This window comes from Arthrobacter sp. Dra40, from assembly GCF_059091905.1.
Map to the genome: position 1 here is coordinate 20,299 of NZ_JBNHHB010000027.1, position 16,894 is coordinate 37,192.

General features: G+C 63.9%; 10 protein-coding genes. 8 read left to right on the forward strand and 2 right to left on the reverse strand.

Annotated elements, in window-relative coordinates; translation table 11 throughout:
• Positions 1 to 20: 20 nt before the first annotated feature.
• The 4 genes from AC5RWT_RS13775 (at position 21) to AC5RWT_RS13790 (ending at position 6,495) form a co-directional block, all read left to right on the forward strand.
• Positions 21 to 620 carry a 50S ribosomal protein L25/general stress protein Ctc gene (locus AC5RWT_RS13775; RefSeq protein WP_494080673.1) on the forward strand — a complete coding sequence of 200 codons (600 nt, stop codon included), beginning with the start codon at positions 21 to 23 and terminating at the stop codon, positions 618 to 620.
• A gap of 114 nt (positions 621 to 734) precedes the next feature.
• The gene (gene pth / locus AC5RWT_RS13780; protein ID WP_494080674.1) at positions 735 to 1,328 is read left to right on the forward strand and encodes an aminoacyl-tRNA hydrolase; all 594 of its coding nucleotides are present in this window, start codon (positions 735 to 737) and stop codon (positions 1,326 to 1,328) included.
• Positions 1,329 to 1,576: 248 nt separating this feature from the next.
• Complete coding sequence (locus AC5RWT_RS13785; protein WP_494080675.1) at positions 1,577 to 3,841, forward strand: helix-turn-helix transcriptional regulator; 2,265 nt, start codon at positions 1,577 to 1,579, stop codon at positions 3,839 to 3,841.
• Entirely contained in the window at positions 3,838 to 6,495 is a 2,658-nt protein-coding gene (locus AC5RWT_RS13790) for a helix-turn-helix transcriptional regulator (protein ID WP_494080676.1), read from the forward strand. Before AC5RWT_RS13785 ends, AC5RWT_RS13790 begins: the two co-directional genes overlap by 4 nt.
• A 514-nt stretch (positions 6,496 to 7,009) precedes the next feature.
• Here the strand turns inward: AC5RWT_RS13790 and AC5RWT_RS13795 are convergent.
• Both AC5RWT_RS13795 and pssD read right to left on the reverse strand, forming a co-directional pair.
• Complete coding sequence (locus AC5RWT_RS13795; RefSeq protein ID WP_494080677.1) at positions 7,010 to 7,657, reverse strand: glycosyltransferase; 648 nt, start codon at positions 7,655 to 7,657, stop codon at positions 7,010 to 7,012.
• Complete coding sequence (pssD, locus tag AC5RWT_RS13800) at positions 7,654 to 8,103, reverse strand: PssD/Cps14F family polysaccharide biosynthesis glycosyltransferase (protein WP_494080678.1); 450 nt, start codon at positions 8,101 to 8,103, stop codon at positions 7,654 to 7,656. Before pssD ends, AC5RWT_RS13795 begins: the two co-directional genes overlap by 4 nt.
• Before the next feature lie 451 nt (positions 8,104 to 8,554).
• Here pssD and AC5RWT_RS13805 point away from each other — a divergent pair, with 451 nt between their 5' ends.
• The 4 genes from AC5RWT_RS13805 (at position 8,555) to AC5RWT_RS13820 (ending at position 16,852) form a co-directional block, all read left to right on the forward strand.
• Positions 8,555 to 11,272 (forward strand): AAA family ATPase, encoded by a 2,718-nt coding sequence (locus AC5RWT_RS13805; protein ID WP_494080679.1) that lies wholly within the window; start codon positions 8,555 to 8,557, stop codon positions 11,270 to 11,272.
• 26 nt (positions 11,273 to 11,298) lie between these two features.
• Complete coding sequence (locus tag AC5RWT_RS13810; RefSeq protein WP_494080703.1) at positions 11,299 to 13,902, forward strand: LuxR C-terminal-related transcriptional regulator; 2,604 nt, start codon at positions 11,299 to 11,301, stop codon at positions 13,900 to 13,902.
• A gap of 361 nt (positions 13,903 to 14,263) precedes the next feature.
• On the forward strand, positions 14,264 to 15,049 hold the full coding sequence (locus AC5RWT_RS13815) for an LbetaH domain-containing protein (protein WP_494080680.1): 786 nt from the start codon (positions 14,264 to 14,266) through the stop codon (positions 15,047 to 15,049).
• Between the two features lie 258 nt (positions 15,050 to 15,307).
• Positions 15,308 to 16,852, forward strand: coding sequence for a sugar transferase (locus tag AC5RWT_RS13820; RefSeq protein ID WP_494080681.1), 1,545 nt, complete (start codon positions 15,308 to 15,310; stop codon positions 16,850 to 16,852).
• Positions 16,853 to 16,894: the final 42 nt, after the last annotated feature.

A 16,894-nucleotide genomic window follows, 5' to 3' on the forward strand; every position in this document is an offset into this window, starting at 1 on the left:
CCCAGCAAAAGGAGAACATCATGTCCGAGCAGAAGCTCGCAGCTGAAGTCCGCAACGAATTCGGCAAGGGCGCAGCCCGCCGCGCCCGCCGCAACGCCCAGATTCCCGCCGTGATCTACGGCCACGGTGCAGAGCCGCTTCACGTGCTGCTGCCGCAGAAGGCCACCACCCTGGCACTGCGAACCTCCAACGCGCTGCTGACCCTGGACGTCGATGGGGAAGAGCACCTGGCCTTGGCCAAGGACATCCAGCGCGATCCCATCGCTCAGATTATTGAGCACGTTGACCTGCTCACCGTGCGCAAGGGCGAGAAGGTCCACGTCGAGGTCAACATCCACGTTCAGGGCGAAGTCGCCCCCGGTGCAGTCTTCGACCTGGAAGAGTTCACCGTTCTGGTCGAAGCCGACGCAACCGCCCTGCCGGAGGCGTTGACCATCAACGTTGAAGGCCGCGAGGTCGGCGAGCACGTCCACGCGACCGAGATTGAACTGCCTGCCGGCGTGAGCCTCTTGATCCCTGAAGACACCGTGATTGCCACGGTTTCCGCCCCGACAGTGGCTGAGCCCGAGGAGCCGGCCGCCGAGGCCGCCGCACCGACGGCCGAGACTGCCGCTGAGTAATAACTGGTGTGTTGAAGCCCCCGGCGACTGCCTCCGCATTCGCCGGGGGCTTCCTTTAATCCCTAGGATGATCCAGAGTCCCCTGATCCTACTCTCCAAGGAGCACCTGTCCACGTGAGCAGCGACACTTGGCTGATAATCGGTCTGGGCAATCCCGGCCCCGGCTACAGCGGCAATCGACACAACGTCGGCCAGATGGCCCTTGACGAGCTCGCCGGCCGGGTCGGCGGCACGTTCAAGTCGCACAAGCCCCATGCTCAAGTCCTGGAAGGACGACTGGGGCTTGGCGGTCCCAGGGTAGTGCTCGCCAAGCCACTGTCGTTCATGAATTTGTCAGGAGGGCCGACGTCGGCGCTGTGCAAGTTCTTTTCGATCGAACCGGATCACGTGGTCGCCTTGCACGACGAGATCGACATTCCCTTCAATACGGTCAAGCTTAAGATCGGCGGGGGAGAAGGTGGCCACAACGGCCTCCGCGACATGTCCAAAGCGCTGGGGACTAAAGATTACTACCGCGTCCGTATAGGCGTCGGCCGCCCGCCGGGCCGCATGGACACGGCGGACTACGTGCTGCGCGACTTTTCGACGGCGGAAAAGAAGGACCTGCCCTTCCTTCTGGACGATGCAGCAGACGCCGTCGAACTGCTCCTGGCCGACGGGCTCCTGGCCGCGCAGCAAAAATACCACGCCACCGCCAAGCAGGCGTGAGCGCAGGAAACCAATCCACCACCATCCACCGGTGCCGTCCAGGCGCCACCTGCGCAAGGGCAGTAGGCACACCCGGGTGCGGCCCGTAGCACGGATCTGACAGTCGGTGAAGGACCGGTAGCCGCTACTCATGCGCGGGGTCCGGCTGAAAAATAGGGTAGTGGGAGGCATCCACCCTGCGGGTGGAAGCTGGGGGTTTCCCAAGGGGAGCGAAACCCCGGGGTTGGGGAAAGAGGGTCGATGTCTTCATGAGCGCGGCTTATCCTGGTGGGTTTCACTCGGCGGCCGGACGGCCGGACACGGTGTTTGTTGGACGACAAGAGATATCGGCTCGGCTGACTCTAGCCCTCACGGAGCCAGGATCCGCAGGGGCGGTGTTGGTTGCGCCGGCCGGATTCGGAAAAACGGCGCTCGCTCGGCATGTCCTCAGCACGTTGGATCACCACTTGCTGGCAGTGCCTTTGCGCGGAGCAGCCTATGCCCGTGATCTCTCTTACGGTGCGCTGACGTTTCTGTTGGCGGAACTGGACGAGACGCCCCTGGCTCATCCCATGCCGATGCTCGGTGAGTTGTCCAAACTGCTGCGCACAAAGGCAGCGGACAGGGACATCGTACTGCTGGTCGACAATGCCGAGGATCTCGACGATCAATCGGCATCGTTGCTCAGACAAATGACAGTCAGCGGCACTGTGCGCCTTCTGCTGTTGGTGAGGGACTTCTCTGCTGCCCCACCAGCGTTCCGGCACCTGTGGCAAGAATCGTCCATGCAGCGCTTCGACATGCGACCGCTCGAGCAGGTGGATATCAGCCGCCTGGCCGCTGCTGAATTGGGGGGCCCTCTATCGCGGGAAGCTGCGCGCGTATTGCACCGGCACAGCGGTGGGAACCCTCGTTCTCTTAGATCGTTGTGCCGTGACTACGTGGCCAGCGGAGCTTTACGGCAGCGCAGCGGCATCTGGGTCTCCACAGGCGCTCCCTGCCGCGTAAGTCCGCAAACCTTAGCCGACATTGGGTTCGACCTGAACGGATGGGAGGAAGGGACGGTACGGTTGGCCCGTCGGCTGGCGGCCAGCGGCGGTCTTTCCCTCGATCGAGTACAGGACATGGGCAACGGCGCGGAGCTGGACCAACTCCAGGAACGCGGGATAGCCGCGATCAGGCACCGGCCTCTGCCCGTCGTCGAGATCACCGACAGGCTGACGGCGGAGGCATTGCGCTCGGCGTTGTTTGTTGAACACCGGCATCAGCCGCACGTCGTCCATCGGCCGCTGTCCCGCAGGGGCCAGGTTTTGGGAAATACACATGCGGTGGCGTCATCGATCGAGGCTGCCCGACTCTTGGTTCTCGAGGGCAAATATGTTGAAGCGTTGGCGCTGCTTCAGCGTAATGACCTCGAAGCCGGTATCACCACGGGCGAGCGCTTGCTTGCCCGGGCGCTGATGAGCGAATCGCTGGCCGCGACCGGTCGTGGAAACGATGCCCTTCTCATGCTGGCCGATGGGTGGTCTGACCTGTCGCTGGAGGAGGACATGCGTGAAGAGATCGAGTATCACAGGGCTTCGGCCTACCTTCTGACGGGCGCGTGGCAGGACGCCGATGGGCACATCCGCCAATTCGTGCACAGCGCGGATCCGGGGGGCACATGGCAGGAGTTGGCCGATGCAATAGCGCTGGCCGTGTCCGGGCGACACTTGGAAGCAGTGTCGTTACTCGATTCCGTCGAGGCACAATTGCAGGAAATCGACTCTTACGGCTTGGCACCTCTGGCTGTCGCTGTCGCCCGATATTGCCGTGAGATGCATGGGGGGCGTGCACAGGTGCAGCAAATGAGCGGGTCGCCGGCCGTCACCTCTCATTGGCTCACACGCCGCCTGGAGCGGCACTTCGCCACACTTGTTCTGGCAGCCCGGGGCGATATAGGCGCTGCTGCAGAACAATTCCAGCAGCAGGCAGCTGCTGACAGGGCGGCAGGCAACAGAGCGACCGAGCTGCTGGCTTTGGCGGCCGCTGCCCGGTTCCAGAGGGAGGGGCCGGAACGGATGCTGGCCCTTGCCGTGCAGTGCCAAGGGCCCTTCGCAGCCGCTTGTCAGCTGTATGCCCAAGGACTGGTGGCCAACGACGCCGGTGTGCTGCTGGAGGCGGCGGAGCACGCCAAACGGATGGGCAATGTCCAGCTGGCCCGCGAAGCAGCCGGCCAAGCTGAAAGTATTGCCGAAAAGACGGGCAGCGATGACAACCTGCGCAGAGTACGGCGCAGTGCCCGCGCGGTCATGCGGGAACACCGGGCACTGGCCGAATCAGGATCATGTTGGGAGCGGCTGACAGCACGCGAACAGGACGTGGTCCGATTCGTCGTTCGAGGCCACAGCAACCGAGCCGTGGCGGAAGAACTGGGCGTGTCCACCCGAACCGTTGAGGGGCACCTGTATCAGGTCTTCGCCAAGCTGCTGGTCCGGAGCAGGAGCGAGTTGGCGAACCTGCTGGCGCACGGGGCATTGGATCCTGGAGCATGAGCGTTCCCGGCGAGGGGAGCACCCGCCGGGCGTTGGTTAATGCTGTTATCGAAGGCCTGCTGGCCGGGAATGCGCATGGCGTAGTCCTTTATGGGTATGCCGGCATGGGCAAATCGACTGTCGCGACTCGCGTGGAACAAAGGCTGGAGGACAAGTTCCGGGTGCGGAGGATCCAGGCAGAACATTCCTTGGCTTCCGTTCCCTATGGCGCTCTCTTTGAATACCTGACCGAACTAACGGTGGACGAACTGAAGTCTCCCCTTTCAGTCCTCAATGCCATTCGCACGGCCCTGGCATCTGATGACGATCAGGCATCCCTGCTGCTGATCGTAGACGACCTTCACCACCTGGACGACGCCAGCTGTTACGTGATCGGACAACTCCTGATGACGGGGACAGCCCGGATTCTTGCTCTCTGCCTCAGCCCGGGATCACAACCGCGGGAATTTCAGGGCATGTGCCAAGACGGTTTGTTGCGAGCCATTGAACTCACGCCGCTAACCCGTGAAGAAGTCCGCAGATCCGCAGTAGATTTCCTGGGCGGGGCGGTGGCAGACGGCACCGTCCTCCTTCTGGAGCAGAAGTCCCTGGGCAATCCGCAGCTCCTCGCGTCGCTGGTGAGCTGCAGCGTGGCGGACGGTGACATGGTGCTGCGCAACGGGATCTGGCGTTTGCAGCGGGAACCCACGGCCATCGTTCCGGCAGTAGCGGACCTAATCAAGGGGACGGTCAAGGGCCTGGACGCTCCGCAACGGCACGCACTGGAGATCTTGGCTCTCGCCGGCGGGTTGCCGATGGTGGTGGCGCGGCGTGTGCTTGAGGTCACCTCGGTGCAGCCATTGGAAGAATGGGGTTTGGTGACCTATGGCCGGGAATCAAGCCCAGGACCCAGCGGAGAGCCAGACATGGACGTGTTGATGCTGCGGTTTCCCCCGTACCAGGACGTCGTCCGCAGCATGGTGCATGCCGGCCGCAGCGCCGAGCTTCTCAAAAAGATCCTGACAGCAGTCAAGGAGTCTGGATTAGCGGACCATGATGGGCTTAACCTGCGTTTGGTGAGCTGGGGGCTTGAGGTTGGCCGCCCAGCGCCACAGGATGACTTGCTGAAGGCACTCCGGCGGGCCAACAACGAAGGCGCTTATCCGCTGGCGCTGCGCATCGCCGCGGCCATGGATGTGGCCGGTGCCTGCCCCGCCACACAGGCGGAAAAAGCTCGGGCGTATCTGGGATTGGGGGACGTGGCAGGGGCTGCGCGCGCGCTGGATCTGACAGGCGATGGGGGAAACGGGCAGGTCGTGGCGACCGCTGCTTTAGTCCAGGCACTGATCGTTCAACAGAGCCAGGAGCGGCGAACCCTGCTAGGGCTGATCTCCGGCCAGTGGGATTCAGCCGCCGTTGAACGCGGGACGGGGCAGGCGAGCATCGAAAGCTGTCTGGCACCGCCCGCTGGCTCGTGGCTGCTCTCCATCCACAGCCAGATCCTCGACGGCGAGCACGAACAGGCGCTGGCCAGCTTGCATGCCCCGCCTCGGAACGCAGACAACGCGGCGGCAAGAATCGTCTCCGGGGCAGCCATAGCAATTTGCTTGGCGGAAAGTGGCCGATCACCGGCTGCCAGCGAGGCGGCCGCAGATGCGGCGGCACTGGCCGCCTCCGCGCCGGCGCTGTGGGCTTTCCACCCCTTCGCATTCTCGCGCTGGATGGAAGCATTGCTCATCGCAGGGCTGTATCAGGACGCTGAACGTGCCTTGCTGGAATATCAGGACCAAGCACCGAGCCGGCACCGCTGGTTCTCCGGGTCGGAAGCTGCTCTGCACGGAATGCTCCTGTTCCGTCAAGGCCATATGAAGCCCGCACTGCAACTGCTGGCCGAGGGGATTGAGGGCCTGCGCCGTGACGACCCAGCGCTGCTGCTTCCCGGCGCGCTAGGGGCAGCTGCAGCTGCGGCCACATTCCTAGGACGCGACGAAGAAGCACGGCTTTACCGTCAAGGACTGGCGGACCTGCCATACCGCGGGCCGAAGCCCCGGCAACTGGTGGCACAGTCACAAGCAAGTTCTGATATGTCAACACTCAGTGAGCACGCTGCTACAGCGAGGTCTGCGGGGCTTGTGAGCGCAGAGAAGGACATCTTGGAGCTGCAGGTGCTGCAAGGGGAGGTGTCCGGTCTTCGGCGGTTGGCAGAGCTTACAGCGGCCTTGGAGGTTCCCGACGCGCAGGCTCTGCATGCCTTCGCACGGAGTCTTTTGGCGCAGGAGGCGGAACCTTTGGTGCAAGCAGCGGACCTGGCGACTGCGGCTGGCAAGCACCTGCTGGCGGCCACTGCCCTCCACTGGGCAGCGCGCTGTTACGAGGACCTGGGGCAGCGGCGCCAGCAGCAGGCGGTCCTGCACCGGCTCCGGCAGACCATTCCGCTGTTGGAGGGCGTTACTATTCCTGCCACTGCCCTGGCTTTGAGAATGGGGCCGGTGTTGACTGCGCGCGAGCGTCAGATAGCGCAGCTGGTCTGCCAAGGCGTTTCAAACAAGCAGATCGCCCAGGCCCTGACGCTGTCGACCCGTACCGTTGAAGGCCACCTCTACCGCATCTACCCGAAACTGGGAGTCGAGAAGCGTGAGGATCTAATGGGGCGTCCGGAACTCCTCGATTGGTGAGTGAGCGCCCTGCCTCGGGTGACACCGCAAGGATGCGCAGCGGATGAGCAGGCGGACGACGGATGGTCGCGCGCAGAACCGGGGTACCGCACCGGTTACTGGCACGGAAACCCGTTCAAGAACGAGTGGTGATTACTCGTGTCAGGATATCCGCCCCTGTATACGCTGAGAAGTGTTGTTACGCCGTCAATGCGCGGTGCAGCAATACAGTGCGCCAGGTCTAAGCGCACAATGGACCGGCGGGGTTGGTTAACACCAGAGGAACCGCGCATGCGGAACCTTCCCCCCAGGCCCCGTCGGTCCTCGGCGGATACTCAGGCGTCGTTCAACTGTTCCGGGAGCACGTCGCTGTATCCGGGCCATCGCCGATTCCGGTACTGGCTGGCATTCAATCTTTAAACCTAGGGTTGCGCCGCGTTGGGGGCAGAAACGCAGCGCAACCCGTCGGCCAGGGATCTACCCACCTGCTGAGGGCAGGCTCGTCCCCGTCAAGCGGGACTAATGCGGTCCGGTTCTAGCCGGACTGCAGCAGACCCTGGTTTTGGACAACGCGGGTAGCCGTGGCCCCCGCGTGAGGTTGAGCCCCTGTCTGCCGCAGTGCCAGAAGCTGCCGGATACGGCGTAGGGCAATAGGACCCGTGGGTGCCTTCTCCAACCCTTCAATAGCAGCGCTGAGTTTGTCGGCAGCCTCAGCGGCCAAAGAGGCCCGCGGCGCTGTGCGGACAGACGAGGGGTCGCACAGCGCCTTCTCCAGCTCGGCGTCTAATGACTGCTGGTCCTGCACGAGGATCGCATCGCCGTGCTGCGCCATCGTCTCAGCGAACGCCATCTGATGCCCGTCGACTACCTCGTGCAGCTCCGGCCGCCGAGCCACCGCGATGGGCAGATGACCGGCTTCGCGGGCGTCAAGGATGGATCCTGGGCCGCCTTGGACGACCACGACAGTGGCAGTTCGGTACAGAGCCAGTAACTCCTCCCGCGGCATCCTGGTGACCCCGTCGGCGTGGCGGGGCGCGCGGCTGGCACCATACTGCACCAAGCACGATGGTGCATCGGGCGTACGGGCTAGCCAGTCGTCGATCCAGTCCACCAGGCGATCGAACTTGTGATGGTCCGTCCCAACAGAGACCACGATCTGCGGAGCGGAATGCGGGGTGTTCACAGCACCGGTCCGATGTTCACGGCTTCAGGGTAGAAGCGCCTTTGTTCTTCCCACTGGATGCAGAAGACTTCGGACAACGGGTAGCAGAGGCGGCCGCTCAGGGTGGGCATGGTGATCCGGTCGAAGCACTCGATGTAGACGGTGTGGATGCGGAGAAGGCGAGCGATCAGGAAGAACGGGACGCTCACGCCGGCGCCGACGGAAACGACCACATCCGGTCGCTCGCGACGAAGCGTCGGCCACGCCAGAAGCAGGTTCCTCAAGGCGTTACGGACATTCCGAGTGGTCGGATAAAAGCACCAGGTAACACTCTCGTTCCGCAGAGCAGCTTCAACTTCGGGCCGCTGGAACGTTACCCAACTACGGGCATGCTGGCTCCACCACTTATCCAACGGCAGCAATTGGGCCAAGTGCCCTCCTGCCGACGTCACGAACATGATTTTCATGCGTGATCCTCCCCTCCACGACGCGCCCCAAGGCACCAGGATCCCCGACCTTTCCGGCGATAAAGCGAGCCTATTGAGAGGTGGCGGCGGATTCACGAGTGGCGCTTACCGGGATCCCACGGCATCACCAACAGTCATCCTTGCCGCTACCGGCTTCCCGGGAAATTCGCGTGAGGAAGCCTGCCGTTTCCCCCGGGCAGGGTAGGTAGACACTCGTCTCCAGGGCCTCTGCTACGGGCAATACTTGGCCCGAGCGCCCGGCTGCTACCTGAGTGTTGCCAACGGAAGGCGCTTCCGGACGTAGACGCGGCCGGAAATCGGCTTTAGACTGTGGACCACACCGGCTGGGATCGGGTTGCAGACCTTGGGGGAACGCGGCTCGTAGCGGTGCGACTGCATGGCCGGTGCTAATGCACCGCTGTGTCTGAGAGCGACTTTGGGGGAGACGCTTATGACTGCTGTATTTAATGGTCCAATCAACGGCCCGCTTACGGATTCGGTTTCGCCGGGGCGCCGCAGCCTTGCCGAGGACATCTATGCGGCGTTGCAACCAGGGCACCGCGGCGTTTTGGTGGTCGGTGCTCCCGGTCTGGGAAAATCGACGATCGCGCAACATGTGCTGAAGTGGTTTGGCCCCGATACCCACGTCGAGTATGTCCGGGGCAGCCACGCATCCTCCCGTACCCCTTACGGCCCACTGGGCATCTTGCTCGGGCGGATGGGCGATGACGTGCTGGAGCATCCTGCCCTGATTCTCGAAGGAATTGCAGCAACTCTTCTGGACCGTGCACACGGCAAGCGGATCGTCCTGTTCGTGGACAATGCCGAGAACTTGGATGCCTCCAGTTCCGCCGTCTTGGCACAGTTGGCACGTGCTGGAGTCGTGACTCTGTTTGTGGCCAGCCAGTGTGTGGATGCCGGCGACGGGGCCTTCATGCAACTGTGGATCGACGGCGAGCTCAGCAGGTTCGACGTTGAGCCGCTGGATCCGACAGACAGCGAGGCGTTGCTGGGAGAGATCCTGTCTGGACGGATCTCTTCGGTAGCCGCGCGGTCCTTGTGGCAGAACACCGGCGGAAATCCGCGCTACCTGCAGGTCTTGGTGCGGGATCAGGCGGCGGCGGGGACCTTGGTGGAGCACGACGGCACCTGGGTGCTGGTGCACCCCCTTGTTTTCACCGGGGACATTGCCGAAGTGATCCGGCCGCGGCTGCTGCAACTGTCGCCCGAACACCGGCGGCTCGTTGAACTACTGTCTCTCGCGGGCGGAATTTCGCTCTCCGGCCTGCTGCGGATGGCCGACTCTCTGGATCTTGAACATTTGGAGGCATGTGGAATCATCACTGTTGAGCTGGGATCTGAGCCCATGGTGCGGGTGGGAGGGCAGTTCCTGCGAGGGGTCGTCAGATGCATCCTGACTCCGGGGCGGACCCGCGAATTATGGAATGAGATCGCCGAATTCGTGCGCCTGGTGGAGGTGCCCGACCGCTATTTGCCAGATTTCGGCATTTGGGCACTGGAGTGCGGCGCCGAATTGCCGCCGGAGAAGATCGTGCAAGCTGCCGCTTCCGCTAACGACATGCTGGAGCCGGGACGTGCTCTGCAGTTGGTCAGGGCGTTAAAGGGGCAGCAGCGCGGAGCTGTCGCCCTCCGGGAAGAAGCGCGGGCTCTGCTCCTGCTGGGCAAGCCGATCCAGGCTGAGGCTTTGCTGGCCGCCTTCTCTCCGGACGATGATGAGCCTCAAGCGGCCCTCATCGCGTTGGCCGGTCAACGCCTCGCTGTGTCGCGGACGAACGGCTGGGGCACTGGTGCCTCTTTGTGTGAGCTCAAGACTCTTCGCGAGGACCTCGTCTCGCAGTCCGGTAGCGGAACAGTGCCCAACCATGGCGTCAGGGGGCTCTCGTCCGCTGTTCGCAGGAACGAAACGCTGGAAACCGCGCTCGATGAGGCCCTGCTGATCGAAGCAGAGCAGGCCGCTTTCGAGGGGCGCTACGCGGAAGTACCGGGGCTGGTGAAGCTGCTGCGGGACGACTTGGACAAGCCGCCGCAGATTCGGCTCCGTGCGGGGACTCTTCTCTGTGAAGCATGGACCGTCGTGGGCCGGCAAAAGGAAGCCATCAGTCTGGGACACATGCTGCTGGCCGAGTTGGGGGATCCGCGCCTGCCCAACGCGCTCTGTAACCTAGCGGGCACAAGTGTCTTCATCTCGCTCTTCTTGGCGGGGAACCTGGGTTCCTGTCTTGGCTACTGCGAGACCTTCGAAGGACTGGCGGGGACGTCCCCGTACGGGGTCGGCGGAGAACTCGCGTTGGGACTCGTTCACGCCCGCGCTGGCCGGGCCGAGAAAGCCCTGTCCGCCCTGCTGCCGGCCGCCAGCCAGCTGAAGGCCACGGGCAACGGCGGGGGCATGGGTCTTGCCCACGCTGCAGCCGCCTACTCGTACGCGCTGATGTCGGACGAGAACAATACCCGGAGGCACTTGGCAGCTGCCGCTGCCTCCCCGGAACGTCTGCGGCATATCTCCCAGCGGGCCATAGAGTACTTCACCCTCCTGGCCTCCCACCGGATACAGCAGAGCGACGAAGCCACCGCCGCTTTGGATCGCACAGGCACCGAAGAATCAGCCGCCGGCAACGTCGGCGTCGCGATGATTTTCCACGCGGCGGCCACGCGAGCCGGAGGTCGATCCTTCGCCCGCAATCTAAAGACATCCGCAGCCGCCTGCAATGGTGAAACAGCTCGGCTCTGCGCTGAGTTCAGCGATGGTCTACTGTCACAAGACCCAGAGATACTGCTCAAGGCGGCTGACAGCGCGGCGGCCTTGGGAGACATCCTGTTCAGCTACGATGCTGCCCGTGCCGCCCAGACCGCGGCGGTCATCGGAGGAAACCGCGCCGCGGCCCGCAAGGCGCGAGCGGTCGAGAACGAAGGCTACCGCAGGCTGCAGGACACCAGCACCATCGTGGCCATGCTGGCCTCGCTGAGTCCGTTTGAGCTCAACTTGGCGCAGTTGGCGGCCGAGGGCAGCAGCAGCGCCGCGCTGGGCAGGCGGCTGCACTTGTCGCCCCGGACCGTTGATTGGCACTTGGGCAAGATGTTTGCCAAGCTCCATGTTTCCGGGCGGGCGGACCTCAGCGAGCTGCTGGGAGCACTGGGGTCGGCGTCGTGATCGATTCCATCAAAGGCAGCCCCCTGGTGGGGCGGGACTCCGACGTCAAGGCGGCGACGGAGAGTATCCGCAGTGGCAACGGAACATGGATCGTTGCTGAGTGCGGCCTGGGCAAAAGCGCATTGGCAACGGCTGTGCTGCAGGAATTGGCCGACGACGTCCGGCCCTTCCGCATCCATGCCGCCCGGACCTTTGCCTCGGTCCCGTACGGCGCCTTGGCCCCGCTGCTGACAAACCTGACGGCACGGCAGCTCGAATCGCAATTCTCCACAATGCGCACTCTCACTCAGAGGCTTCAGGCCGGCAGGGCCGGCATCCAGCCGGCGCTGGTGGTGGTGGACGATGCTCACGACTTGGACGCCGGAAGTGCAGAGATTCTCGGTCAGTTGGTGGGTTCAATGCAGGTCAAAGCTCTGTTGCTCAGTCGGCCCAGCCGGGCAGAGCCGCCGACCCTGCTGGGAGAAGCGGTGCAGGGGGTTCTTCACCGCCGCTCACTTGAGCCGCTGACCCTTGAGCAGGTGAACCAGCTGTGCAGCCAGGTGCTTCACGGGGAGCTGGCGGCAAGCGCAAGTGCAGCGTTCGCTCAAGCCAGCGGTGGCAACCCCTTGTTCCTGTTGAGCCTTCTCGCACAGGCACGGCAGGCGGGGCGCTTGATAAGAACCCGCGACGTGTGGTTCTTGCGCAATGTGCTGCCTGCGGCGGATGCCCGCCTGTCGGAGCTGGTCGAACGGGAGCTTTGTGGACTGAGCGGGGAAGAGCGTGAGGTACTCGACTTTGTGGCTCTTCTCGGAGCAGTCCCGCTTGGTGTGATGTTCGAGCGCGGGGACGTCCAGGCGATCGACCGGCTGATGGAACACAGGGTTGTCGAAATCTCACCGCCGCCGGAGCCCCTCGTGCGGTTGCGTAATCCGGTTCACGCGCGTGCTCTGCCGACTTTGGTACCCGTGTTTCGGAGGCTGCGGCTGTACAGGAAGATGGAGGAAATTTTGCCTGGTGGAGGGACGGGCGAGATGCTCTTCCGGCGTGCGGCCTGGGCGCTGGACAGCGGCGTCCAACTGCCGGATCAGGAGCTGCTGGCGGCGGCGGTGGCGGCCAACAACGCAGGAGAGACAGAGCTGGCGCAGCGTTTTGCTGATGCCGTCACGACCGCAGAGTTCCGCTGGGCGGCTCAGCTGCAGAAGGTCAGAGCGCTCTGCCAATCCGGTGCCACATGTGGCCCGTTGCTCGAAGGGCTGGCCGTCGCGGCAGGTGATGCGGAACAGGCAAGGGAAGCTGCGTTGCTGGCGGCACAACAGCGCTGCCCCCGCGACGTCTGGACCGGCAGCAGTCTGGAGACTTGGATCAAGGAGGCCGAAGGCTTGCCAACAAGTTCCGGTTCCGTCCCCGGTATCGATGCGGCCGGGATGGTGAACCGGAGTCTCCGCCTGCTTCGGCTGCGCCAGGTGCTCGCCGACGGCGAATACGCAGCAGCCTGCGAGCCGCTGCAGGTGCTCGTCGCAGAGGCGACCTCGGCCCGGGATCTCGACTGTGCGGTGGTGGCGGGTGCGCTGTTGGCACAGGTGCATACCGTCACCGGCCGGGCCGAAACTGCGGTGACTGAAACGACCAAGGCGCTGCAAATGTTTCAGCTGCATGAGCTCAGGGTTGCGAGTTGGGATTTTGTCACTGTTCGACATATCGGAGCGCTGCTGACCGCGGGGCGGTGGGATGACGCTGCGGATGCGGTGGCAGATTATCGGACGGCAAGACCACAGGGTCTCATCTACCAGGGCGGAGCCGTCGACTTGGTCGCCGGAGTCATCCTTGGTCGCCGGGGCCTGTATGCGCAGGCATGCCACACAGTGGCCGGAGCGGCGAGCGAACTCGAACATCACGACCCGGACGGTCTGCGCCCGGTGGCACTGGCTGTTGGGGCATGTTTTGCCATGTTGAGTGGGCAGGACGAGCTTGCCGAACGGTACCTCGCCGACTACGCGGCGGCAGGAACGGACAGCGACAGGCCCTCAGGCCTGTTCAGCGAGGGTGTGGCCGCGGCAGCCCGGCTGCTGCGGTTCCCCGGTACCAAGGCACTGTCCGAGCTGCAGTCCTTGGCCGACCTCGCAGGAAGGCGCGGGTGGGGCTCCTTCGAATTAGCCCTGCGGTTTCTGGCGATTCAACTGGGCAATCTGAACCGAGTCGGCGAGGTCCAAACGCTGGCCGCCGGCATCGAGGGGAGCGAAGCTTTGTTGGCAGCCCAGTACTGCGAGGCTGTGGCCACAGGGAAGCTTGACCAGCTGATCCACATGGCCGAGGAAGTCCATTCCACAGGGCTGTTCTCCCTTGGTATTAACACGCTTTCCGAGGCGTTGCGTATTGCCAAGACCGAACGCGACAGGACGGTGCAGCGGCGCATCAACGCATTGTTGGGGCAATGGCAGGAGGCGGCACCCGTAGCCCGCGAGAACCCTACCTCCACGTCGCTGACGCGGCGGGAACGAGACATAGCGGCCCTGGTCATAGCCGGCAAGCGCAATGCAGAGATCGCGGACTCACTGTCGCTATCCGTCCGGACCGTTGAAGGCCACATCTACCGTATCTTCGAGAAGCTGGGCATCAACCGAAGAGAACAGCTGGGGCGGGAACACCTGTAGCCGCCAGCATCAGGACGACCACTGCCGCTCGGCCAGTATGCCGCAGGTAGTGGTCGTCCTGCATGTGAGTACCAGGTGGCGCCCCACCGGCAACGCAAGCACTTCCCACCCGCTGCCATGAGCAGAAGCTGAAGCCTGGATGCCTATACCTGAGTAGGTGCGGCAGAGGATCAGGTAGCCGTTACGCGCCCACCTGTCCGTGCGCTTCCGTAGGCTTCTGAGGGTAGGGCAGCACGGGCCAAGCACAGAAGCGGGGCGTCTCAAGACCGCAGTGGACGGGTGGGCCTCATACGAAAATGACGGTTGCGGCAACCGCTGCCGGACAAGAGAGTTGAAAGCCATTTCTGGGGGGAGATGCGCGATGGGGGATTCTGCGACTCGAGTGCTGCTCGTGGCGGCAGGAGGATTGGCCAGGGAAGTTCTGGCATCGATGCGCTCTTCAGGCGGCTGGGACGTCGTGGGCATGCTGGACGGCGACCCCGGGTTGCGCGGGCGTCAGGTCGACGGAGTACCAGTCCTCGGCCCGGTACCGGCGGTGCGCCGGTACCCGGATTGCCAACTGTTGGTATGCCACGAGTCTCCGGCCGTCCGGCAACGGTTGGTAGACGAGTTGGCGGACTGCGGCGTCGGTTCCGAGCGCTACGCGACGTTTGTCGGTATTCGCCGGCCGCTTCCGCAAGGCCTCACCATAGGGGCAGGCAGTCTCATCCTGGCGGAAAGCGTGCTGACTGCGGGGGTCACCGTTGCGGAACACGTGGTGGTGATGCCGCGGGTGTCGCTAGCGCATGACGTCGTGGTTTCCGCGTTCGCCACGATAGGGGCGGGGGCGGCGCTCGCCGGCCGCGTGCAGGTCGGGCGCGGTGCTTGGCTTCAGATGTGTTGCAGTGTTGCCTCCGATGTTGCCATTGGCCCGCAGGCGCAGGTGGGCATGGGGTCCGCAGTTTTGAGCGACGTCCCGGCCGCACAAAGCTGGGCAGGCGTGCCGGCACGCCCGTTGGCTGGCTCCGGCGTCCAGCAAGCCCTCGGCCAGGTGGCGCACCTTGAGGAACTGCCAGGTACCACCGCGGGCCACGGCGTACGGGAAGGAGCCGACCGCTCGGCTTTCGAGCGACTGGCTGCCGCCTCAGCCCTGCTGAACACGCCATGAGGGCAACAAGAAGGCATTACTCGTCTCCGAAGTGCGCATGCTCACACCCGGTCCAGCCGGATCATCCGGCCGTCCGCTCCGCAAAGCGCGGAGAACTCCGGAGACCCTCAAAGCGGAGCCGGCGGCGTGGTGCCCCTCTGGGCGCCAACCCCAGCCGCCGCCGGCTCCTTTTAGTACCTGGCAAGCCGATGCCCGCCAACGAACACAACCGGATGTCCGCGTCGATGAAGGGGAGCGCCAGCAATGCATGATGTCCCTGTGTCCACAGAAGGTTACCTGCGACGCGCTGTGGCTCCCCTGGCTGGCGTCGGCACCGAAACCCTGCAGTTCGAGACAGCCGCGTCGAAACTTTCTTTACCGACGCTCCTGAAACCGGCGGTGCCACGTCTCGGCACGCGTCGCGGCAGGCCCAAACCGTGGGCCCGCCGCTACCAGGCCAAGCTGCTCGCAACGGACACTGCCATCATCATGCTGTCGGTGGGCTTGGCGCTGCTGCTCGTGGGGAATCAACTGACCAGGGCCGGTATCGCCTTTGCGTTGATCACCGGAGCCGTCATGGCCTGTGCTCTCGCCGTGGGCAAGACCCGGGATCTGCGTGTGATCGGTGTCGGAGCCAGCGAGTACAAGAAAGTGATCAGGGCAGGCTCCGGCGCCTTCGGAATGCTCGCCGTCGTGCTCCTGATCCTGCAAGCAGACGAGTTGGCACCATCATTTGTGGCGGGGGTGCCGGTCGGCATGGTCGCGTTGCTGGCGGGTCGCTGGGGCTGGCGGCGGTGGCTGACGAAGCAGCGGGAGAAAGGACACTACCTCTCGAAGGTCGTCGTCTTGGGTGCTTATGACGACGTCGTTTACGTGATTGACCAGATCACCAAGAAATCGGGGGCGGTGTACCAAGTGGTGGGTGCAGCGCTGGACGGCGTTCCGGCCGATAGCGGCGCCCTCGCGGCCCGGCAGGTCCCCGTGGTCGCCGGCTTGGACGACGTCGAACGTGCCGTGGAAATCCTCGGGGCGGACGCAGTCATCGTGGCGGGACAGGTGGGGCAGCACAGCGGCTACCTCCGGGAACTCGGTTGGCGACTGGAGGAGAGTTCCACCGAACTCGTGGTCGCGCTGTCGCTCACCAACGTCGCAGGTCCGCGCATTCAAATGCGTCCGGTGGAGGGGTTGCCGCTGATGCACGTCGACCTGCCTCAGTTTTCCGGATACCGGTACCTGCTTAAGCGGCTCGTCGATATCGTCGCCTCGACCGCAGCACTGTTGGTCCTGCTTCCGGTCTTCGCTCTGCTCGCCTGCCTGATCCGCTGGGACACGCCAGGCAATGTCATCTTTAAGCAACGGCGGGTTTGCCGCAGCGGACACACCTTTGAAATGTTCAAGTTCCGGTCCATGACTGTGAACGCCGAAGCCGAACTTGAGGGGCTCAAGGCGCACAACGAAGGCAGCGGGCCCTTGTTCAAGCTCCGTGACGACCCTCGTGTCACCAAGGTCGGCGCCTGGATGCGCAAGTACTCTTTGGACGAACTTCCGCAGTTCCTTAATGTCCTGCGGGGTGAAATGTCCTTGGTCGGCCCGCGGCCGCCGTTGCCGTCCGAAGTGGCCGGCTACGAGGGCCACGTTGGTCGCAGGCTGTACATCAAGCCCGGGCTGACCGGCCTGTGGCAAATCAATGGACGGTCCGACCTGAGCTGGGACGAAAGCGTCCGGCTTGATCTTTACTACGTGGAGAACTGGTCGCTGACCGGTGACCTGATGATCATGTGGCGCACGGTGAAAGTGATGGTGCGTCCGGTGGGCGCGTACTGACAGGGGGTCAGTGTTTGCCCGAAGGCTGGCACACCGAAGGGA